The organism is Paenibacillus sp. RC67, assembly GCF_030020805.1.
Classification (GTDB): Bacteria; Bacillota; Bacilli; order Paenibacillales; family NBRC-103111; genus Paenibacillus_S.
Genome location: NZ_CP125098.1, coordinates 2408651 through 2429992, shown reverse-complemented (window position 1 = coordinate 2429992; position 21342 = coordinate 2408651). Strand labels below are relative to the sequence as shown.

The window sequence follows — 21342 nt, the reverse complement described above, 5'->3', positions numbered from 1 at the left end:
GTCCAGCTTGGGACGAGAGCTTGTGCTCACGCGGTACCACCCAACTTCCCCCGCTAATCGGTTACGAGTAGCAAGGCTCAGTAGTCTTCATGCGACTTTCCGTTAACGCCGGAATTACGACGAAGGCTTGCGGCATCACAGCAGCTCTAGCTGTTTCAAGCTCGCCTTCATTACCTCCAGGACCATCTTCCCCTGCTTCCGTCAACCGGCTCTCAGCAAACCCGGCTCTCTGTGTGGCGTCGGCAAAGTACTCATCCGTTCATAGGCTATACAAAATATAGGGTTAAGGCAAATATAGCGATAAAGCCGAACTATGTCAAGTAACCGAACCCTCATAGGTCAATCAAGTGTTCAGCTTTCCGTTCACCGATCTTCATCTATTTTCTTTGCGTTGCTTTTCCGTCGCTGGAGGAACGTAATCGATCCCTCCTGGATGAAACGGATGGCACTTGCATATTCTTTTTACGGCTAACCAGGTTCCTTTGGCAGGACCGTGTATTTCCAGCGCATCCAGCGCGTATTGGGAACAAGTAGGATAAAATCGGCATGTCGGCGGCTTCAGCGGCGAAATAAACTTTCGATAAAATTTGACCCCGCCCTGCAGCAATTTTTTCATAGATGCGCCTCCTGACTGTCAGCAGCCTCTGCTCGTCCTGTGGTTTTAAAGTCATGGGGACGTCAACAAGCCGTTTAACAGTATCATGCCTGATCAGCAACCGCGAGTCAAGGTAAGTCATTATCTAAGGCAAAGGCGCAAGCTTCCTCTACTCAAAAACACTCGCGCCCGCAAAGGTCCAATTCGTTCCGTACCTTACTCCTTTTACTTTTTCACCGAGGCAATATCTTTCGTTGCTCCCTCTTGGGCTTCGCGCAATGCGCTGATGGAATCTTTTTCGCCTGCTACTATTGCATTGAAGGCTGTAGTCATTCGTTTGGCGACGATATCGTCATATTTGGTCACGAAGGATGGTTTTGCTCTTTCTTTTGCAAAGAAGGCACCGACATTTTTCCCTTTGAAGTTTCTTCCATTAGATCCATCGGCAGATTGACCGAAAGCCTTGATAACCTCAGGAGTCGTAACCACAGGAAGTGTACCGGCTTTAGATATTTTCATCTGGTACTCATCGGACGTCAGTGCCGTCAATATTTCAAACGCCAAATCTTTATTTTTACTTGTACTGGAAATATTCATATACGTTGCATAATCCTGCGGTCCAATTCCCGGCGCTTCTTTAAAGGTAGGCAGGCTGACCATATCCCAGCTGTCAAAATCCCATCTCCCAATCTGATAAGCCATCATAGCGACGTTCTTTTCTTTGCCGAACATATCCGTATTCACCTTATCATTGCCAGGAATTTGACTGAAACGCGTAAAATTCTCCATAAACAGCTTGAACTTGTCATCTGTGACTTGAACGTTTTGCGTTGTCGGGTTGTAGTACGAAAGTGACAGCTGATTCGTGTTATACATAAAAGGATATCGGGTCGCAAAGCCGTAGTAAGTCGTGCCGGCATCCGTACGTGTCATTTTTTTGGCCAATTCATATGTCTCATCCCAAGTCATCCCATCCTTCGGATACGGAACACCGAATTTGTCAAAGATGTCTTTATTGTAAAATAGGGCCGTCGGAGCGCTCGACACTGGGAAACCATAGATCCCTCCACCAAACTGCTTCTGAAATTCAACCGTATTGGGACCAAGACGATTGAGATCGTAACGGTTTTTCTTTATCAGTTCGCTCATGTCGAACAATAGCTGGGTGTCTGCAAGAGACGGAAACGAAAACACCGAGCATAGAACCAAATCCACCGCTTGTCCAGATACGATAAGCTCGTTAGGCGTCGTTCCTTTTCCCGTAGCAATAAACTTGATCGTTACCTGGGGAAACTTGGCCTTAATTTCCTTTCCTATATCACTGTCCATAAAGGCTTCCGCCGTAGCCGTCGAGTTGGATGCATTATAGACGACCAGCTCAACAGGCTCTTTGCTGTCTTTGACCGCTGGAGCTTCTTTAGGCGCTGTTGCTGCACTATCAGTCCCCGAGCTGCAAGCGGTTACAACAGTGGACAAAAGAGCTGCCGCAAGTGAAGCTGTACCTAATTTTTGAAAACGTTTTCTTTTCATTGTGTAGTCCCCCTAATTTATATGTACTGTATATAGCTGAAGGATTTGCTGAAGGACGGTAATTAGCCCTCCAGCAGTATCCAAAGCTTGCAGTCAAACTTGATTTTTTTAAGGCTCTAGGCTAAAAGGATCTTGAAGCTGTTCCAGCCAAACTTTCAATTCCTGCTCAAGCGCAGACGCCGGTCCCTCTGATGGGGTGCTCTCCAGCTTCAAAGGATTCAATTGATACGGGTCATTCTCGTTGTCATAGCACAACCTTACGACTGTGTTCTCACCGAAATTACGTTTGGCCACATAGGTGTATCGATTCGTGCGAACTCCACGCCAGCCATATGCGTTAATGTCCAAGCCCTGCACCCTCGCTTGCTCGTGCTCTCCTATTGCTCCAGGATAATGGCAGATGAAGGTGGATGAAGGACGATCTCCTCCCTCTCCTCGAAGAAGGGACGAATAGTCGCTCCCTTGAACCTGTGCCGGGGCAGTGATATCCATTAAGCCTAGCAGCGTAGGCACAAGGTCGGAGCTGTTGAACAGGCATTCTTCGGTGCCTGCCTTAACATGACCCGGATAGCGTATGAAGCATGGAACGCCGATGGACTCTTCGTACCAAATGTTTTTATGCTCCAGCCATCCGTGGGAGCCCATCATCTCCCCATGATCCGAAGTAAGCACAACGATTGTATCGTCGGACACCCCCTCATCCTCCAGCGCTTGAAGCAAGCGAGCGAACTGATCATCCGTAGCCGTCACTGCGGCGTAATAGTTACGAAGATGCTGCTCTGCCTGAGCGAGCCCCTTTCCCTGGACATTGGGACGGTACGTAACAGGCTTATCGGCATACATCTGCTTGTAGGTTTCCGGCACCTGCTCAAAAGGCTGGTGAGGCGGATTCCAGGATACATATAAGCAAAATGGCTGCTCGTGGTTCCGATTGCGGATGAAATCGATCGCAACGTCCGTCTCATGCTTGGTTGACCATTCGTTAGGCTCGATCATTTGCGGCGTATCCTGCCAATAATGCGGGCTTAGGTGCTGATCATAGGCGTTATACGAATACCAGAAATCAAATCCGAATCTTCTTGGTCCTGACGGTATGTAGGCATCCCAATGCCTAGCGCCCGACACCGGTTCCTCCACTGTGGACTGCTCCGGCAAATCAAGATGCCATTTTCCGATGTAGCCCGTCTGGTATCCTTCCCTCTTCAAAACATTTCCTATCGTTAACTCATCGTCGTTCATTTTCACGGGAAGACCCAGCTTGCAATTCGTCGTAACCCCCGTCGATAGCGGGTACCTTCCTGTCAGCATAACCGAGCGGTTAGGAGAGCACAGCGGAAAGCAGCTGATCGCATTATTCATAACCAGACTCTCCTGGGCAAAACGATCGATATGCGGCGTGATCACTTCGTCTTCCTTACGGTAACCTACGGCCTGTCTTCGCCATTGATCTGGGAAAATAAACAGCAGGTTTGGTTTTTTATGACTCATCTCATCTTCTCCCAGCGGCTTTCATGATTGTACTTAATTCGTTATATACTGCTGAATGCTGCGATTGACTTGTTCTCTTTTGGCCAACAGCCATTCCATGGACCGAGGGTACTCGCTGAACGTCAAAGGCTGCTCCAAGCCCTCTTCCAGCAGAGCGACGACTTGTTCCTTTCCAATGAAGGTTTCCAGCAGCTGAAGTGCACGCAAATCCTGCAGCGCCTCATAAAAGACCTCCATACGAATCGATTCAATTGGACCCTCCGGACCTGGATACACAAGAAAAGCATCGCCAGATGGGAACGAATGATTAGCGTCCGTGTTTAGGAACGGGTTGATAGGTTTCTTGGAGTACTGAGAGAACCAGAAGTTGTAACCCCAGTGCAAGAAGCCCTCCGCCTCAAATTTATACAGCTGCATACCGATAATCCGGTTTCTAGCTGACGGCATATTGAAAAAACGATTGGAAACGAGCTTTCTTTGCGAGACGCAATAATAGGTCCATAATGGCTTAACCCCGTTCTCAATGAACGGCTCGATGTGATTGTTCGCAGGTATCGGCCTCTCCACTACGCCCTTTTCATAAAAGGCATAATCCGAGAGCGCATCGATGATCGGGTAATCGCCCAAGTGCTTTTTCGTAAAATCGCTGATACGTTTGTACTGCTCCATGTCTTCCATTCTTGGCTCATCGGAATTATGGAAATAGCTTCTTTCTTCTAATCCATTCGCTTGGATGAAGGCAACCAGTTCTTGCAAAAACTGCGTCAGGAAACTGCGATATTCATCGCTGTTGGCGTCGGTCTCCCAACCGAAAATCTTTTTGTGCTCCCCATTTTCCACTGCGACGATTTTTGGGGCATGCTTTGCTCCCCATTGGGTGAATAAGTGAGAGAACTCGAAGAAACGTATTCCCCGCTCGGTACAAAGGTCAACCCAACGTTTCAGCTTGTCAAAAGCAAACTCGTACGTGTCTCCCGACTTCTTCACATCAACGAGTTGGACCGTAGGTCTCTCTGCACCGATAGCCGTATCCAGAGGCGGAGTGAAAATTGGAGTCAGAATCATATTGATGCCGTGCTGAACCGCTGTATGGATATACTTATCGATCAGCTCCCAATGGCGTTCAGAGAACACTTCCACCCCATAATGAACAGCTAGACAGTCCACATGGAACCATTCAGTATGGATGAGCTTTTGTTCCGGTAAATCAGCATCAATGACCTCAAGCTCCAGCTTCTGTGAGCCCAACTCCTCGCCCTGTGCATTTTCGAAGCCAACTTCAATTTCGTAAACTCCTGGCTTCACCGTTCCGTCTAATGAAACCGTGATCCAAACAGATCGCCATTGCTCAGGAAACAGAGTCAGCCCTTCCTGATCATCCACCGAGTACAGCGGGTCTGGGTAAAGTCCAGGCGTAGTGCGCAGAACGTGCAGATCGGCATCATGCATCCATGGAAGCTCTGAGGGCACAAGACCGACCGTTCTTGCCATTGTCATTTCTTCGAGCTCGCCTCGTACTTTTACTTGAACGGATTTGATGAGCATTGGAGATTGAATGGCCACTTGAAAAGAGTATGTCTCGTTTTTGAATGCGCTTGCTTTTTTCAGTAATGGTTCCGATAAGGCTTCATCTGCGAACACCTTGGATAGCGAACTTAACACTTGGGTTTTCAATAAGATTGTCAATTGACTTACCTCCCATAGTACCCGGTGAGCGCCGACCTTCTATCATTACATGTCTGGTCGGCTCACTGCCAGATTAATAAAATTGAATTCCACTTGTATATAAGTCATTTTTTACGGCATATGCCAAATTTGCACAAAGGCCCCAGAAGCCTTCTACGCGTGGGAAACTCTCGGCATAGGCATCGGTTCTTTGCCCAGCTCCGCCCATATATATTTCATTAAGAGCTTCAGCTTTAGCTCCTTATATTTCTCATCATGCCACAGATTTCTGACTTCGCCTGGGTCCTCTTCCAGATCAAATAGTTCACCGTAGGTCTGGTTATAGTACACCGTGATTTTATATCTTGAATTGACGTAGGTTTTCTGATGAATGGTATTCGGCTCGTGATGAAATTCGCAGATCACATGATCTCTTGCTTTAGTTTGCGGATCTTTCCATACATGGAGCTGGTTCACTCCCGTCATAGTTGGGGGAACGGGCACTCCTGCATAAGAAAGGAACGTCGGAGCCAGATCCACTAAGGATTGCATCGAATCGGATACCTTGCCTGCAGGCACCTCACCTGGATACCTGACGATGAACGGAACCTTGATCAGATCCTCGTAGTGGAAGCCCCCTTTGGCTTGCAGCCCGTGATGGCCGAAGAAATGACCGTGATCGGTCGTGAAAATGACAATCGTGTCTTCCTTCAGCCCGAGTGCATCCAATTTATCCAAAATGGAACCAATATATTTATCCATGAAGCTGATCATTCCGTAATAAACCGCTACCGCTTTCTTATGTTCTGCTTCCGTCATTTTGACATGTGAATGATAGCCATGAATGCCGAAGCCCGTTTCCTTATAATCAGAGAAGTCAGGCTCGAGCTCTTGCGTCATGCCGAAATGAGGCGGATTGCTATCGTGCTCTCCTGGCGTCAATCCAGGTATCGTAAGCTTCTCCGGGTCATACATGCTCGCCCATGGTTCAGGAACCAAATAAGGAGGATGCGGGTCCGGAAAGCTGGCCCACAAGAAGAAAGCATCGTCTGCTTGCTGATATTGCTCCAGAAGATCGTTCGTTCTCTCTGCAATCCAAGTATTATAATGATATTGCTCGGGAATGGGCCAATGAAACTGTTCCTTAGCATCCATAGTTCCTATCGGCGGTGTGAAATAATCACGCCAGTTCGTGCAGCCCTTCTCTTCCATCCATAAAGCGTAATGCTGTCCCACCAGCCATTCATTTGTATGATTACGCAGCATTTCCGCCCGTTCAAAGCCGTAGTAGGGGCCAGTGAATGATTTCCAAAAATCAAAATCATGCAGCTTCTCTCTACCTTCCAGAGAGGAGTACTGCTCAGTAGAGCCAATGGGATGGAAATGCGCTTTTCCAATCAAGGCCGTTCTGTAGTTGGCGCTGCTGCTAAGCATTTCGCCTACGGTTTCCCTGTCTTCCAACAACTTAGTGCCCAAAGTCCATGCACCGTGCTGACTCGGATACATGCCAGTGACAATCGATGCCCTTGTCGGTGTGCATGTAGGATTAGGGCAGTAAGCTCTGTCAAATGTTGTCCCCTCATGAACGAGCCGGTCTAAATTCGGAGTCAGAAGCTCCTCGTTGAAGGCGCCTATCGTATTCCAGTGCTGCTGATCGCTCGTAATTAAAAGGATGTTCGGTTTATTACGCTTCATGCCGCTGCCTCCATTTGCTCGTTGTCTAATTGTGTGTTGCCATTCCTACATTGCAAACTATTAGCTCTATGAGAACGCCTTCTTACCTTTACCTAAGGTCCCCGCCAGTGTTAACTGACCTCCCCCACTGACCGGTTCACGAACGCCATCCAGTTTAGGGTTCACATAACGCACGAACCATTCATCAAGCTCGGCTTTCAATTGAACGGCATATTCGTGATCCTCACCGGCAAGCATCAGATTATCGCGCTCGTCAGGATCATTGATTAAGTCATATAACTCGTGAGGTCCATAAGGATAGCGATGAATGTACTTCCAATCGCGGCTTCGGATCATACGAACAGGCCCGTATTCGTCGAACACGAATATATGCTCGCGTTCCTCCGTCGGCTTACCCATAAGCAATGGAGCAAAGCTACGTCCAGGCAATTTGATATTATCGGAAGCCTCGGCTGAATTGCCCACCCCAAGATAATCCAATAAGGTTGGCATGAAGTCATACCCGCTCAGTAAGGAGGAGCAGACCCTCCCTTCGGGAACCGTTCCCGGTTGGCTGAATATAGCCGGGACCTTCACTGAAGTATCGTACATATTTTGTGGGAATGTCCCGTTTCCTTTGCCCCAAAAGCCGTGATGCCCGCAGTTGAAACCATTATCCCCCATGAATACGACTAACGTGTTTTCCCTCAATCCCTTTTCCTCCAGCTTGTCGAGTAATCGTCCAATCTGGATATCCATCGCTGTGACCGCAGCAAAGTAGCCTTTCAAATTAGCTTGCCAATCGCTGCCCCACGGCGCGTCAGGTATTGTCCACGGATGTTCGGGTTCTTGAGGACATGATTCAAACTTGCAATCATCATAAAGCGCGACGATTTCCTCCGGATGATTATTGATCCACGGACTATGCGGCGCCGTATAATGAACGCTTAAGTAAAACGGCTGCTCTCCAGCCTGTCTATCCAAAAATTGCAAGGCATCCTCTGTAATAACATCTGTTACATAGCCGGGCTCCTTGCCGGGTTTGCCGTCTCTAATCATGGGCGCATCGTAATAAGGGCTCCCTCCGGATTGATGCACAAACCAATGAGAAAATCCGTGCTGCGGCGTTATGCTATCACCGAGGTGCCATTTGCCGCTTATTCCGCAATAGTAGCCTTCAGCAGCTAGTATATTCGTGTAGGCCGTCTGGCCTTCTAGGTAGGCCAGTGCTCTCTCGCCCATACTGCCTTCTTTAATCCAGTCGTGTACTCCGTGCTGCGACGGTATGCGTCCCGTTAACAAGGTCGCCCTTGCCGGTGAGCAAACTGGCGATGTACAGAAAAAATTATCGAAGCGGATGCCCGTAGCAGCGAGCCGATCCAAATTAGGCGTGCGGATCTCCTTATTCCCTGCACACCCCATGGCCCAGGCTCCTTGGTCATCTGAAAGAATGAATAATACATTTGTGCGAGTCATTGGCAGAAAGTCCTCTCAAGTTTGTAATGGTTTCAGTCCTAGCACCAATATAACGTCATCCCGTACGACGTACAATTGCATTATGTCCGATGGACTTTGCATTTTGTTAGGTTGCGATTATACTAAAAAGAAACGATAAAAGAAGGGATACACGTGCAGGAATTCGCTCAGGAATATGCGGACACGATGTACTTTACTCCAGACGAGATAGATAAATCTTTAGGACTATGGCTCGTTCGATCTGGACGCAATAAAGCCAAGCCGAACTACAACGCAGGACCGCGCGCCATTGGGCATTACAGCATGCATTTTGTCAGGTCAGGAACGGTACGTTTTCAATATGAGGACACCACCGTTATGTTGAACAAAGGGGATATGTTTTGCTTGTTTCCCGACCTTTCCTACAAATACCGACCGGCCGATCTGGATGTTGTTCTGGAAATGACTTGGATCGGCATTCACGGAGCACAGGCTCCAACATTGCTTTCCTTAGTGGGTATATTACCTAGCAAGCCCTATGTAAGAGGGGTGGTTTCTACGGAGGTTGAATTAACACTGCAACATTTCTGGTCGGTGGGGACGCTTCATCCGGGTCGAACCCGATTGATGTTCCTTAGTCTGCTGTATCAATTATTCGACCTTATGCAACGGCAAACAGATACGACCATAGAACCGCAAAGAGATAGCCAGAAGGAATGGATTCAAAAGAGTCTTGATTACATGAACACTCATTATTGCGAACCCATTGACGTTCATCATATCGCTGAACATGTCGGCATTCATCGGTCCTATTTCTCCAAAGTGTTTACTGAGCATTTGGGACTGACGCCTATTAAATATTTAATAAAGCTCCGTATGAATAAAGCGATGCAGCTGCTAAAAGAAACGTCGTTCACCGTTGCGGAAATTGCCTTCACGCTGCAATATTCGGATGCGGCCTCATTCTCTCGTTCGTTCAGCTTGTACTTTGGTTCTCCTCCAAGCCATTTTCGCATCCCTGTACAAAATGCCAATCGATAAAGGTCCATAACCTTTACAAACAACACAAAAAAACGGCTGCGCCATGTTGGGCACTGCCGTTTCTCTTTATATGATCAGCCTCCGATTATTGTTCAGACGCTTTCTTTTTTTTGCTGCTGTGCTTTTGAGCTGCAAGCTCCTTGTGCTTAGCTTTGATTGCTTGCCCAAGCTCTTTCGTAGTTTTATTGGCAGGATCAATGCCAAGCTTGACCGCTTCATCCTTCAGCTTTTGGAGTAGCGCTTGCTGTTTCTGCTCTCTAAGTTGCTTTTGCTTCTCGTGGATTGTAGCTGACAGCTCCTTCGCCGATTGTTGTCCCGGCTCGATTCCTTGCTTAACCGCCTCTTCCTGAAGCTTTTTCAGCTTCTCCTCTTGCTTCTGTTTCGCAGACTCAGCTACCTTCTGTTTCACAAGCTCCTGCAGCTCTTTATCCGTCTTGCCTTCTGGATTGATGCCAAGCTTTCTTGCTGCTTCCTGCACCTTTTGCTTGCGCTCTTCTGCTGTAAGCTTTGTCTTAACATGAGTTCCCTTCTGGGCACTGTTCGAGCTAGATTTCGCAGCTTGAGTCTCTGTCGCTTCTGCCGCGCTGGCAATGCCACAGCTTAAAAGAAGGCTTCCGGCTATACTGATGGCAGCTATTTTTTTCATAAACATATGATTATTCCCTCCGCCTGATGAATTTGGATATATCCAGGTGACAGGGACATTGTAACGATCAAATATGACATAATTATGAAGACAAGCGTAAAAAAACGTTTTATGAATTAATTAAAGCTGCCTGCTGCTGAAAGCATACCTTCCTGCACCAACCGCAGCATAGCTTGTTTTCGTTCCGGAGGACAGGCGATAATGTAAGGCTCTGCATTCATACCTTCGAAAGGACGGCCCTCAAAGTCCATTATTAGCCCTCCGGCTTCCCGTACTAGCAGGAGACCGGAATATAGATCGTCACCTTCTGAATTGTAAAGAACGATTCCGTCGATTTGACCACGTGCAAGCATTACCCACTGAAGGGTTGGAGCCCAGAGCCGCAGCATCCGCTTCGTGTTGGCTTCAATATGCTTTCTCAAACGAAGAGCATGTGCATCCTGCTGCACTGCATGGCCCTGAATCCAGCCGACTGTCAAACGTTTCGACTCCGGTTTCCACGGCATTCGAAGCTCCTCTTCATTGCAAGCAGCTCCTAATTCATGTTTTGCAACATAAACCTTGTCCTGCATCGTATCATAAATAACACCCAAAACAGGTTGATTCTGATAAACCAATGTAATGGATACACCGAACAAAGGAAGACCGATGGCAAAGTTATTCGTTCCGTCCAGCGGATCTACCATCCACAGCCAATCCCCTTCGTTTCCGGACAGGCCTGACTCTTCGCTACGAATTTGATGATCAGGGAATATTGTTCGAATGCTATGTATAATGATTTGCTCGGCCAACAAATCCGCTTCCGTCAGCAAATCTCCGCTCTCATCCTTCTCTTCGACCTTGAAGCCTTGTTGAAACAAATTTCTGGCCACAGCTCCCGCCGCTTTTGCTGCCTGTACCGCAATCTCCTCAGCAAGCGTTAGTATAGGGTCCATCCGCAACATCCTCCCCCGAATATATCGTGATTACTGTCTAGATTCGTCCCCATTCCAATGGGGATTCTGTATGATCCGATAGCTCTTCTAGTGAAATCCGTGCGCCTAAGGAGCTAAATAGTCCAATGGCGTCTTCATAGCCCCGTTCAATATGCTCGATACCGGTAATCTTCGTGCTGCCTTCAGCCACAAGTCCGGCCAAAATGAGGCAGGTACCCGCACGAACATCCGTCGCATGCACCCAGTCGCCCTTCAACGGAACTCCGCCCTTGATATAGGCGCTTTCCTTGCGAATCGACACATCGGCACCCATTCTCTTCAGCTGCATAATGTGGTTGAATCTTTGGGTAAAAATTTTCTCCGTCACAATGCTTTTTCCTTGTGCCTGCGTAAGGAGAGCGGTCAATGGCTGCTGAAGATCGGTAGCAAAAGCCGGATACATACCGGTTCTCACACGAGTGGCGCGCAGCCGTCCATAAGAATGCGCCGTTACGCTCTGATCCCCGATTTCAAGCTCCAAACCAATTTCCTTCAGCTTTGATATACAAGATCCCATATGCTCCGGGATGACATTGTTTACAGTAACGCTTCCTCCTTGCATTCCTGCTGCCATTAAAAATGATCCCGCAATCAAACGGTCTGGAATGACAGAATACTTCCCACCGCTAAGATAGGGTACGCCTTCGATGCGAATTTGCTCGGTTCCGGCACCGACAATTTTAGCTCCAAGCTGATTCAGGAAATTGGCGGTATCCACTACTTCCGGGTCCAAAGCCGCATTGAACAACCGTGTGCGCCCCTTAGCCCGAACGGCTGCCAGCATGCAGTTGATGGTAGCACCGGACGTGATCATATCGAAGTAAATATCGGCACCCTTCAGCTCTTTGGCTTCAACAACGTAGTAATCGTTATAATTCGTTATTTGAGCGCCTAACGCCCTTAAGCCCTTGAGATGCTGGTCTATCGGACGAGATACAAAGTTATCTCCACCTGGAAAACCGACAGTCACTTTGCCGAATTTAGCCAGAAGCGCACCAACAAAGTAATACGAAGCCCGATAGGCGGAGGACTTGCCTGGATCAATGGAAGCACTGTGGATATAACGAGGATCGATATGCATGTCCCCTGAAGCTTGACGTTCTATTTTAAGTCCGATATCTTTGCCGATTTGACGGATCGTTTTAAAATCGTTGTTATTGGGTATCCCCTCGAGTACGACTGCGGCATCCGCCAGACAGGTTGCGGCGAGCAGCGCTTGAGAGCTGTTCTTGGAGCCTTGAATCGTTACCGATCCATGAAGCGGCCCGGACGTTTGTACTTGAATATATCTCACAGTCGTTCCTTCTTTCCTCATACATTACTTTTGGATTCCCAGTTCACTTACTCTACGAGATGGATCAGTCTTTCTCCAAAACATACCCGCTTCCGCGGACAGCGCTGATCGTAAATGTATCTTTTCCGTACTTCTTACGGATTCGATAGATTAAAGCATTCAGTTCATCCATACTGACATCTGGAACACCGTCAGCACCGGAGGTTCTTTCCGGCCAGACCGTTTTCTTAATCTCGTCGAACGGCACAAGCTGATTGGCCCGATCATAAAGCAGCTTGATAAGCCCATATTCCTTCTCCGACATCACGATACGCTGGCCTTCTACCGTGCATTCCCGCTTCTCCCAGTTAATCGAAAAACCAAGCTCCTGAAAGTTGAACTGCTGCGTATAGCTGATAGGCTCGAATTCTAACGTCTGATCGGCGAATAAATACGAGAAATGGATGACTACCATCCCTTTGGCGAGCTTAATAATATCGAAGGCTTGCAGCGGGTGTGGGGTATGCGGTTCGATACGTGTACCGTTCAGCTCCGTACCATGCCTGCTGCCCATATCATATAAAATCGCTTTTTCCCCTTCTTTTCGAATCATCAAATGTTTGCGTGAAATGAATGCAGTAGAAAATGCAAGGTCCGGAACCTCGTCATTGGACGTTCGTCCGACAATCCATTCATCTGTGCTTAAATTAATGCAGGTCCCTGCTCGATGAGGTTCCCCCCGGATTATATAAAGACATGCGTAAGTGTCCAGCTGGATTCCCTCCGATGTATGCTGTTCAACTAGTAGTGTTGAAGTTACTAAATTCATTTTATAATATTCCCATGATTTTACAATATCTTCACATTAAATTATTATGGATTGCATAAATGCATATGATCTTATTCTACCCTATTTTAGATTCATATGGTAATGCTCGTTCACTGACAAATCCCTTACGCTTCACTGATGCTGAATGTGTTTGTATAAAAATACAGCCCCCATATTCCCGCAGGAAGCGGAAACTGGAGGCATGTTCAATAGAAATCAGTCGTGCGTCAGAAACTCCACGAAAGACTCCGTGTGTACGAAACCACGTTAGGCAATGGAAGTTGACGCTCCGAACGGCGAGCTGTAGCCACTGATGGCACTCAATATGCGTGTCGCCTCCTCGTTACTCATAGAACCGTAACGTTCTACTGCATCCACAATTTTGGGGAACAAATGAATGTCCCCTGCGCTCGCAAACCCTGCAACGCCTTGGAATGACAATACAAAATGGACGCAGGCGTCGATAACTTCCTGACGGTCGAACGGCTCGTACCAGGTTGCGTATGTACGTTCCTGCTGCTCCCCCCATGGTCCCTTGGCAATTGCTTTAATAACTCTAACCGCTGTATCCTGCTGACCTGCTTCCTCTACCAACGCGTCGAATGCCGTACGGTAGTCTGGTAGGGAGTACAAGTAATAATTTAACGGCAGCAAGACCGTATCGAAAGGGAATCTCCGTATCGCTTCCAAATGAGTCACAGGAGCCATATGTCCATGGCCTGTGATTCCAATGGCTTTTACAATGCCTTCTGCCTTCGCTTCGAGAACGGCTTCCAATGCTCCGCCTTTAGCCGTACATTTATCCAGCTCCTCCACCGTCCCTACCGCATGAAGCTGCAATAGATCAATATAGTCGGTCTGAAGCCGCTCCAAAGAACGATAGATCTGTGCCTTCGCCTGTTCCTTCGTTCGTTCTCCTGTCTTGGTTGCCAAAAAAATATCGCTGCGAACTCGTGGCATCCACGGTCCCATTCGAAGCTCAGCTTCGCCATAGCTTGCAGCGGTATCAAAATGATTAACCCCGCGCTGTAATGCGAACGAAATTGATTCGTCTGCTTCCTTTTGTGTCACGCTGCCTAAGCTTGCAGCTCCGAACATGACAACAGAACTTTGATGGCCTAGTCGACCTACTTGACGTGTTAACATGACTGAAAGCCTCCTTTTGTAATTGCAAATAAACACATTGATTCCTCTGCTCCCTAAGACCGTTGTGATCCTAATGCATTGCGCATGCTGAGAATATATTTCGATGTATCGAGCGGATTTATCCCTCTTCGCTGTCTCGTCATTTCTGATCCTGAAGGGCATTCTCTGTAGCCGTCGAAGCGGGTCGTAAATGTCCCTCTTCCGCCCGTTAAAGTACTTAGCTTGACAGGAAAATCAAGCGAGGTAGCTGCAGGAATCGTTCCTTCCACCGTAAACCGTTCGCCAGCAATAACCGGATAGTCGAATACCGCGCGCATCAGAATGAGCTCGTGCATAATTTTTCCGTTAGCTTCCTCTGGAGCGGTAATTCGAAAATGCAAATAGGGCTCCAGCAGAGTCGTATCCGTATTGGATAATCCGTCCATGATCCCCATCGGGGTTGCCAATACAAAATCGAGCGGATGCGTATGCCAGACATGGTGCTCCCCCTCGACAAGAGTCACTTTTAAATCTGTGACCTCCCATCCGCGTAGCCCCTGCTGAAGCGCCTCGGGTACTCTGCGCGCGACTTCGTTCTGGTAACCCGGCAGCAGCTTTTCCGGTTTGACGATCGAATGATAAACAAGACCGCTTCCTCTGGGACCAGGCTCAATGTGAAACTTGAGTATCGCCCAACAAGGCTTAGGCATCGTATAGGCAACGAAACCGAATCCGGCACACGTGGGCGTTTCCTTGTAAATAATAGTCGGCTGCCCGAACAATGCCTGAAGACCGAAGCGAGTTTGCAGCACATGGGTCAGCACTTCAAGCTGAATCGGACCCATGATCTTCATATGCAGCTCGCGTTCTTCCTGATGCCATTGCAAATCCAGCAGTGGGTCTTCGTCGGAAAGCTCCTGCAGAGCAGCAACCAGCTGCGGATAATCCGCCGTTTGAACAGGGCTTACCTGTACCGTCAATAAAGGCAGCGTAAGCCTATGAGCAGGAGGAACGGAATCCTCACTGCCTAGGATGTCCCCGATACGCACACGGCTTAACCCGCACACCCCCGCAATGTCTCCCGCTTCAAGCATTCCTACATCATCGTGATGACCTGCATGTACTTTGCGGATTTGCGTTATCTTCTCATCCAGCTCCAATGTCGTATTTCGGATGACGTCACGATTCTGAATACGCCCACCATAGAGGCGCACCATCGCGATTTTCCCCATTACCTTATCTCGTTCCAGCCGGAACACAACACCGGATAAGGGGTCCTCCGATTTCCCCGCAGGGGCGGGCAAATACTCTACTATCGCATTCATCAGTTCTTGTATGCCTACTCCTTTACTCGCCGCGCCGAATAATACGGGATAGACCTCTGCTTGACGGGTCAGTCCGATCAATCGTTCGACCAATACTGAATCCGGAACCTTATTCCCACTAATATAGGCATCAAGCAGCGACTCGTCATGCTCGGCCATTCGCTCCAGCACGCCTTCGTAAAGCTCCTGCGAGTCGGCTATTCTGTGATTCTCGCCTTCTTCGTCAAGATCCCACAGTCCCTTTACACCAAGAAAAGCTTCCTCTAATCCATCATACTGCTGAATGGGGATTACATCCGGCGATAAATACTTCTTCATTTCATTCAACACACGCTGTGCGTCTGCACCGACACGATCCATTTTATTAATCAATACAATGGTTGGGATTCGCAATGTCCGAAGGGCATTCCAGAGCGTTTCTGTATGGGCCTGAACGCCCTCCACAGCAGAGACGATCAGAACAGCTCCATCCAACACCCTAAGCGAACGTTCCACCTCTGATGAAAAATCGACGTGTCCGGGTGTATCTATCAAATTAATCGTGCAATCATTCCACTGAAATACGGTAGTTGCCGCCCGCACTGAAATGCCTCGTTCCCGTTCGACGTCCATCCAATCGGTTGCTGCCGTTCCTGCGTCAACCCGGCCCAGGCTGCGAATCCGACCGCTTTCGAACAGCATATGTTCGGTGGTCGTCGTTTTGCCGGCATCGACGTGGGCAACAATGCCGACATTTCTAATACGAGCTGTTTTATGTATGCTCATGCTGCCGCTTACGAGCGTTCACCTCATCTTTCTTCGGTTCGGTCGGTTGCCGGGGGCGGTGTTATTGACAATGCGGACATTTCCTCGCGCCATTCAGGCGTCATGGGGATATCCAGCGCCGCAAGCGACGGTTCCAGCTGTTCGACATTACGTGCTCCAATAATAGGAGCGGTAATCGCAGGATGGTGCATAACCCATGCAACCGCTAATGTTGCAGGATGGATGTCACGCTCAAGCGCGTAGTCTGTAAACTTGTCGGCAATGTCGTAATAGATCGATTCCCGATAGCGCTCGGTATAATTTTTTTGATCGACCAGCCGCCCTTGTTCAGGCTTGCGGTCTTTCCCGTATTTCCCTGTCAACAAGCCTCCTCCAAGCGGACTGTAGGAGATAACGCCAATTTGCTCTGAAGCCGCCAACGGCAAAATTTCGACCTCTGCTTGACGCTTTGCCAAATTGTACATGGGCTGTATGCATTCGAATCGTGCCAAGCCTTCTTTGGCTGATATGCCTTGAGCTTTCGCTATTTGCCAGGCTGCCCAATTGCTGACCGCCGGATACACAATTTTGCCCTGCTGCTGGAGGTCGTCCAAAGCGCGCAGTGTTTCCTCCATTGGAGTTTTCGGATCAAAATGATGAACGAAATACAAATCAAGCCGATCGGTACCGAGCCGTTTTAAGCTCTGTTCCACCGCCAGCATTATGTGTCGGCGTGATAACCCTTTCGCATTGACATCTTGTCCCATCGAGAAATTCACCTTGGATGTCAACACGATCTCGTCGCGACAATCTGCAATGCAGCGTCCTAATATTTCCTCTGATAAACCCCGGTTATAGACGTTAGCCGAATCGAAAAAATTAATGCCCGCCTCTCTGCAGCGGTGAAACATGGCCTTGGATTCCTCTTCATTAGCCGGACCTCCAAACGACATCGTTCCAAAACAAAGACTAGACACTTGAATTCCTGTTTTACCCAAAGTACGGTATTCCATTTGATATAACCTCCTGATTTTAAATAATTAACGAACGGTCAATTGCGGAGAACCAGGCATCAACTGCATAAATTCAATCCGGTTGCCGTCCGGGTCTTTCGCCCAGCACTGATAGTTCGTGTCTTTACCCTGTTTGGGCTCTACATCAAGCGTAATGCCGTGTCTCTTTAAATGGCTAGCAATCTCATGTATGTCGTCTACTTCTAAGCAAAGGTGATTAAAGCCTATCGGACGCTGCACCGGCTCTGGCTTGTTCATGCCACCATAAAACAACTCGATAAATTGTCCCTCACAAATGCGCAAGTAAACAATCCATGGCTTATCCTCTGCGTCATGCAGCTCAAAGGCTTTCGTAAAACCAAGAACATCGCAATAAAAATGAAGCGATTTCACCATATCCTCTACAGTAAGAGCCAAATGTCCGATCCGTTTGATCAACATAGATCATTACCTCCCGTCATCTATTATCTATCCACTGCGCTTGAAGGTATGTACAAAAGCTTAAGCACTCCTTACCATCATATAAAATAATGCGAAGAAATATAAGGAGTGAAGAAGAATTCATTAAGTTACTTTTAGGTAACGGAGCCTTTATAAAAAAAGAAAAAGCCTGGTCTGTGACCAGACTGGCTTCAGCTTAACGCCTTCCTTTTCGCGAACGCATAGCCTTCGTTCCCCGGCTCGTTCTTACACTAGCTGTTGTCGCTTTTGCTCCACTGAAAGATCCGATCAATTTAAATATCGGACCCATCTGCTGAAACAACTTGAACATTTGCTGCGCCTTCGTCATCATCGAGATGATACCGTCGAATCCTCCGAAGCCACCTAATAACGAGCCAATGCCTCTTTCGTTTCCTCCCGCTGGAGCTGCTGCTTCCTGGGCTGCAGGCAGAGCAGCCGACGCTTCGTCCGCTCCCCCCATCAGTCCGTTGATGCCAGCGGACCTCGATGAAATAATATCACTGTCGCGAAACGTATCTCTTGCATATCTGTTTCTTTTTTGCTTTAGCCTCGCGGGCTGCTGCTTACGTGGGCTCACGTTTCTGGTCGTGGCACGAGCCGACGCTCTCGTCTGTGGTCTGGAGGCATGCACAGATGGCCTCGTCGGTCTGGACACAATGGTCTTTTTCATACGAATCCCTTTCCTTTGCAGTATCCTCATTTGTATGGGAAGTGGAAGATAACCTGCTAACATCCACTTTTCTGTACTATACACTATTCGACTTTGGCCTTGAGAGCTTGGGTACATGAACAGCCCACACATAATTGTGCGTTTGTCCTTTCCTGCTAACAACGCAAAAAGATCGCCGGAACGTCCCGACGACCTTTTCATATTCTTATCTCTTTTAATTAGCTCTGGGAGGGAACCGTAATCCAGCCCTGATAGATGGAATAATAGAAAAAGAAGGTTGCTATTATGCCGAGGATAAGCATGACAAATCCCATCTTCGTTTTCTTTTGAAAAAACAAAACCAGCGCACCACTAAAAAAGGACCCCATGATTAAAATAAACAAGATAAACAATAATATCATTCCTGCGAATCTCCTTTTACCAACCGTTTCTCAATCTTTCTTTTACTAAAACCTACTTTACCATTTTTTTCGAATAAAATCCAAAATGCATACATGAAAATAGACCTTACTTACCCAAATGTTACTTAGGCAACATCTTTTCAGTACTTTTCTCCGCTGCCTGTATTCCTTATACTGAGACCAGGCATTACAACATTACCTACTAGCAGATAATTGGCGCAAAAACTCAGTGTATGCTTTCGTAGCCAGTTTTTGCTGGCGCAAAAACTCAGTACATGCTTTCGTAGCCAGTTTTTGCTGGCGCAAAAACTCTTAGGAGGAATCCCTTATGTATCAAGCTAATGAAAATCGGTATCAAGAAATGAAATACAACCGCTGCGGGCGGTCAGGCCTTCTTCTCCCAGCAATTTCCCTTGGGCTCTGGCATAATTTCGGCGGTGTAGACACCTTTGAAAACGGACGTGCTATGATTAGAACTGCGTTTGATCTCGGCATCACGCACTTTGACCTTGCAAATAATTACGGTCCTCCTCCAGGCTCTGCGGAAGAAATGTTCGGCAGGCTGCTGAAAGCAGACTTGGCACCTTACCGCGATGAGCTCATTATTTCGACCAAAGCAGGTCATCGGATGTGGCCTGGACCTTACGGAGAATGGGGATCGAGAAAAAATCTCCTGTCCAGCCTTGATCAGAGCTTAAAACGGATGGGTCTCGACTATGTCGATATTTTCTATTCACATCGGTTTGATCCGAACACGCCATTGGAAGAAACGATGGCTGCTCTTGATCAGGCCGTTCGTTCAGGCAAAGCGCTCTATGTGGGCATTTCTCAGTACACTCCTGAGAAGACTGAAGAAGCTATCCGCATTTTAACGGAGCTTGGTACCCCACTGCTTATCCATCAGCCTGTTTATTCGATGCTTAATCGTTGGATCGAGAATGGCTTGCAGGATGTGCTCAAGGAACGCGGCGTTGGCAGCATTGCCTTCTGCCCACTGGCACAAGGACTGTTGACAAACAAGTACTTAGGCGGCATTCCAGAGGGCTCCAGAGCTGCTAAACCTTCAACCTTCTTGAAAGAGTCCGACGTAACGGAGGAAAAAATCACCAAAGTTCGCCAGCTCAATGAAATAGCAGCACAGCGCGGCCAAAGCCTTGCGCAAATGTCACTTGCATGGGTGCTTCGTGAAGAGCGTGTAACTACGGCTCTTATCGGCGCTAGCCGTCCAAGCCAAATCGTAGAAAACGTAGCCGCATTGTCCAATTTGTCATTTAGCAGTGAGGAATTGGCTGCCATTGATCACATCTTAGCCTAATCAGTGCAAAATATCCCCACAAAGTGGAGCTTTTAGCTTAGAAGTGGATTCAGGTACTTAGCGGGGAGCCCCGAAACTTATAAATTATATGTCAAAAAACCGTCCGGGTCACCGGACGGTTTTCTATATTCATCTTACACAACCAACCATTACTTAAGGCTTTCCGCCATTCTTATCAACTGCTTGCCGTCAATCTCTCTGCCATTGATACTGATAAAGGTATCGCTTTCCAGCCAATCCAATTGGACGAAATTGCTTTTCGTTTTGGTAAGAAGCCCTTTGCTGCCTCGTAAAAAAACTTCCTCCGTGCTTTCCGGCATATTCACGCCGGTAGACAACACGCTCCGGGGAGCTAACTTAAAATAAGAGACTCTAAGCAGGTGCTCCTTCTCGTTGGTATATACCAAAATGATATTGTTAGATTTGGTTTTCCGTTCATCCAAAAAAACTCTAGCTTCTTCAAAATGATATCCGTCCGGCAAAAACAGCGGAAGCCCCATCTTAAAATTCGCATAGCTTTTTGCTTGATCAGCCGTCACCTTCAAATCCTTGACTTCGTGAACACGGACATCCGTTGCCGATTCATCTGTCTCGTCGGAATCTTCGCCGCTTGAAGCTGCGACCTCTTTACCCGCCTTTTGTGCAGGAGCTTCTGTACTGAAGGCAATTCCTCCGACAAGCAGCATGATAGCCAATGAGCTAACGGAAATCATCAGACGAGCGCGACTTCGTCGTCTCCGTTTTCTTTGGAGAACCGAAGTAACATCGCTCCACGCTTCCAATAGCTGTGAAGGTAGTATCGCGTTCTCTCCAACGATGTGAGCCGCTCGAAATGGCTGTCGTGCCGCTAGTCCTTCTGTCATTTCTATTAACCGTTCCGCTATTTGCTCTTCGTTCCTTTCTGTAAATCGTCTGGAGGATGCCTGAAGAAAGACACTCTTTACGACATGCCGAGCGCTAGTTCCGTCCAGTCTTAGCAGCAGCCCCTGTTCGAAGACGATTTTGACATACTCCTCGAACAATGCATATTGTATGGAAGCCCCGAGGGCAACGATATCTTCTTTAAATAACAGTAGCCACCCTGTATTCATAAAACCTCCTAAGGCTTATTTGCTTG

Annotated in this window: 20 protein-coding genes; 2 read left to right on the top strand and 18 right to left on the bottom strand. The window is 47.8% G+C overall.

Annotated elements, in window-relative coordinates; all coding sequences use genetic code 11:
- Positions 1-61 precede the first annotated feature (61 nt).
- The 7 genes from QMA13_RS10945 to QMA13_RS10915 form a co-directional block, all read right to left on the bottom strand.
- A complete protein-coding gene (locus QMA13_RS10945; protein WP_282941401.1) occupies positions 62-205 on the bottom strand; it encodes a hypothetical protein in 144 nt (47 codons plus the stop codon).
- A gap of 168 nt (positions 206-373) precedes the next feature.
- Positions 374-616, bottom strand: a complete 243-nt coding sequence (gene yidD, locus QMA13_RS10940; protein WP_282941400.1) for a membrane protein insertion efficiency factor YidD — start codon at positions 614-616, stop codon at positions 374-376.
- Between the two features lie 204 nt (positions 617-820).
- Positions 821-2125, bottom strand: a complete 1305-nt coding sequence (locus QMA13_RS10935; protein ID WP_282941399.1) for an ABC transporter substrate-binding protein — start codon at positions 2123-2125, stop codon at positions 821-823.
- Between the two features lie 108 nt (positions 2126-2233).
- Positions 2234-3613: a sulfatase family protein gene (locus QMA13_RS10930; protein ID WP_282941398.1), complete on the bottom strand. Its 1380-nt coding sequence runs from the start codon at positions 3611-3613 to the stop codon at positions 2234-2236.
- Positions 3614-3646: 33 nt separating this feature from the next.
- A complete protein-coding gene (locus tag QMA13_RS10925) occupies positions 3647-5299 on the bottom strand; it encodes a DUF4091 domain-containing protein (RefSeq protein ID WP_282941397.1) in 1653 nt (550 codons plus the stop codon).
- Positions 5300-5452: 153 nt separating this feature from the next.
- Positions 5453-6973 carry a sulfatase family protein gene (locus QMA13_RS10920; RefSeq protein ID WP_282941396.1) on the bottom strand — a complete coding sequence of 507 codons (1521 nt, stop codon included), beginning with the start codon at positions 6971-6973 and terminating at the stop codon, positions 5453-5455.
- Positions 6974-7039: 66 nt separating this feature from the next.
- Complete coding sequence (locus QMA13_RS10915) at positions 7040-8428, bottom strand: sulfatase family protein (protein ID WP_282941395.1); 1389 nt, start codon at positions 8426-8428, stop codon at positions 7040-7042.
- Positions 8429-8581: 153 nt separating this feature from the next.
- On the opposite strand from QMA13_RS10915, the gene QMA13_RS10910 reads away from it, so the two are divergent.
- Positions 8582-9448, top strand: coding sequence for a helix-turn-helix transcriptional regulator (locus QMA13_RS10910; RefSeq protein ID WP_282941394.1), 867 nt, complete (start codon positions 8582-8584; stop codon positions 9446-9448).
- Positions 9449-9533: 85 nt separating this feature from the next.
- On the opposite strand, the gene QMA13_RS10905 is transcribed toward QMA13_RS10910, so the two are convergent.
- From QMA13_RS10905 to QMA13_RS10860, 10 genes are all read right to left on the bottom strand, one after another.
- Positions 9534-10100, bottom strand: a complete 567-nt coding sequence (locus QMA13_RS10905) for a hypothetical protein (RefSeq protein WP_282941393.1) — start codon at positions 10098-10100, stop codon at positions 9534-9536.
- A 110-nt stretch (positions 10101-10210) separates the two neighbouring features.
- Positions 10211-11029, bottom strand: coding sequence for an inositol monophosphatase family protein (locus tag QMA13_RS10900; protein WP_282941392.1), 819 nt, complete (start codon positions 11027-11029; stop codon positions 10211-10213).
- A gap of 37 nt (positions 11030-11066) precedes the next feature.
- Complete coding sequence (murA, locus tag QMA13_RS10895) at positions 11067-12362, bottom strand: UDP-N-acetylglucosamine 1-carboxyvinyltransferase (protein ID WP_282941391.1); 1296 nt, start codon at positions 12360-12362, stop codon at positions 11067-11069.
- Positions 12363-12426: 64 nt separating this feature from the next.
- A complete protein-coding gene (locus QMA13_RS10890; protein ID WP_282941390.1) occupies positions 12427-13170 on the bottom strand; it encodes an FHA domain-containing protein in 744 nt (247 codons plus the stop codon).
- A gap of 267 nt (positions 13171-13437) precedes the next feature.
- Complete coding sequence (locus QMA13_RS10885; protein WP_282941389.1) at positions 13438-14316, bottom strand: aldo/keto reductase; 879 nt, start codon at positions 14314-14316, stop codon at positions 13438-13440.
- A gap of 53 nt (positions 14317-14369) precedes the next feature.
- Positions 14370-16385 carry a GTP-binding protein gene (locus tag QMA13_RS10880; protein WP_282941388.1) on the bottom strand — a complete coding sequence of 672 codons (2016 nt, stop codon included), beginning with the start codon at positions 16383-16385 and terminating at the stop codon, positions 14370-14372.
- 23 nt (positions 16386-16408) lie between these two features.
- Positions 16409-17377 carry an aldo/keto reductase gene (locus QMA13_RS10875; protein ID WP_282941387.1) on the bottom strand — a complete coding sequence of 323 codons (969 nt, stop codon included), beginning with the start codon at positions 17375-17377 and terminating at the stop codon, positions 16409-16411.
- A gap of 27 nt (positions 17378-17404) precedes the next feature.
- Complete coding sequence (locus QMA13_RS10870) at positions 17405-17815, bottom strand: VOC family protein (protein ID WP_282943370.1); 411 nt, start codon at positions 17813-17815, stop codon at positions 17405-17407.
- Positions 17816-18014: 199 nt separating this feature from the next.
- Positions 18015-18509, bottom strand: a complete 495-nt coding sequence (locus QMA13_RS10865) for a hypothetical protein (protein ID WP_282941386.1) — start codon at positions 18507-18509, stop codon at positions 18015-18017.
- Positions 18510-18727: 218 nt separating this feature from the next.
- Positions 18728-18910, bottom strand: coding sequence for a hypothetical protein (locus QMA13_RS10860; RefSeq protein ID WP_282941385.1), 183 nt, complete (start codon positions 18908-18910; stop codon positions 18728-18730).
- A 328-nt stretch (positions 18911-19238) separates the two neighbouring features.
- On the opposite strand from QMA13_RS10860, the gene mgrA reads away from it, so the two are divergent.
- Positions 19239-20225 carry an L-glyceraldehyde 3-phosphate reductase gene (gene mgrA, locus QMA13_RS10855; RefSeq protein ID WP_282941384.1) on the top strand — a complete coding sequence of 329 codons (987 nt, stop codon included), beginning with the start codon at positions 19239-19241 and terminating at the stop codon, positions 20223-20225.
- A 149-nt stretch (positions 20226-20374) separates the two neighbouring features.
- Here mgrA and QMA13_RS10850 read toward each other — a convergent pair whose 3' ends face one another.
- Positions 20375-21316, bottom strand: coding sequence for a DUF4367 domain-containing protein (locus QMA13_RS10850; RefSeq protein ID WP_282941383.1), 942 nt, complete (start codon positions 21314-21316; stop codon positions 20375-20377).
- Positions 21317-21342 lie beyond the last annotated feature (26 nt).

What these genes read in the sequence shown, in the direction of transcription:
- QMA13_RS10860 (WP_282941385.1), bottom strand. Translation starts at nt 18,910, where the DNA reads ATGATATTATTGTTTATCTTGTTTATTTTAATCATGGGGTCCTTTTTT.
- QMA13_RS10875 (WP_282941387.1), bottom strand. Translation starts at nt 17,377, where the DNA reads ATGGAATACCGTACTTTGGGTAAAACAGGAATTCAAGTGTCTAGTCTT.
- QMA13_RS10885 (WP_282941389.1), bottom strand. Translation starts at nt 14,316, where the DNA reads ATGTTAACACGTCAAGTAGGTCGACTAGGCCATCAAAGTTCTGTTGTC.
- QMA13_RS10900 (WP_282941392.1), bottom strand. Translation starts at nt 11,029, where the DNA reads ATGGACCCTATACTAACGCTTGCTGAGGAGATTGCGGTACAGGCAGCA.
- QMA13_RS10850 (WP_282941383.1), bottom strand. Translation starts at nt 21,316, where the DNA reads ATGAATACAGGGTGGCTACTGTTATTTAAAGAAGATATCGTTGCCCTC.
- QMA13_RS10915 (WP_282941395.1), bottom strand. Translation starts at nt 8,428, where the DNA reads ATGACTCGCACAAATGTATTATTCATTCTTTCAGATGACCAAGGAGCC.
- QMA13_RS10880 (WP_282941388.1), bottom strand. Translation starts at nt 16,385, where the DNA reads ATGAGCATACATAAAACAGCTCGTATTAGAAATGTCGGCATTGTTGCC.
- QMA13_RS10920 (WP_282941396.1), bottom strand. Translation starts at nt 6,973, where the DNA reads ATGAAGCGTAATAAACCGAACATCCTTTTAATTACGAGCGATCAGCAG.
- QMA13_RS10930 (WP_282941398.1), bottom strand. Translation starts at nt 3,613, where the DNA reads ATGAGTCATAAAAAACCAAACCTGCTGTTTATTTTCCCAGATCAATGG.
- QMA13_RS10935 (WP_282941399.1), bottom strand. Translation starts at nt 2,125, where the DNA reads ATGAAAAGAAAACGTTTTCAAAAATTAGGTACAGCTTCACTTGCGGCA.
- QMA13_RS10890 (WP_282941390.1), bottom strand. Translation starts at nt 13,170, where the DNA reads ATGAATTTAGTAACTTCAACACTACTAGTTGAACAGCATACATCGGAG.
- QMA13_RS10905 (WP_282941393.1), bottom strand. Translation starts at nt 10,100, where the DNA reads ATGTTTATGAAAAAAATAGCTGCCATCAGTATAGCCGGAAGCCTTCTT.
- yidD (WP_282941400.1), bottom strand. Translation starts at nt 616, where the DNA reads ATGAAAAAATTGCTGCAGGGCGGGGTCAAATTTTATCGAAAGTTTATT.
- QMA13_RS10865 (WP_282941386.1), bottom strand. Translation starts at nt 18,509, where the DNA reads ATGAAAAAGACCATTGTGTCCAGACCGACGAGGCCATCTGTGCATGCC.
- mgrA (WP_282941384.1), top strand. Translation starts at nt 19,239, where the DNA reads ATGTATCAAGCTAATGAAAATCGGTATCAAGAAATGAAATACAACCGC.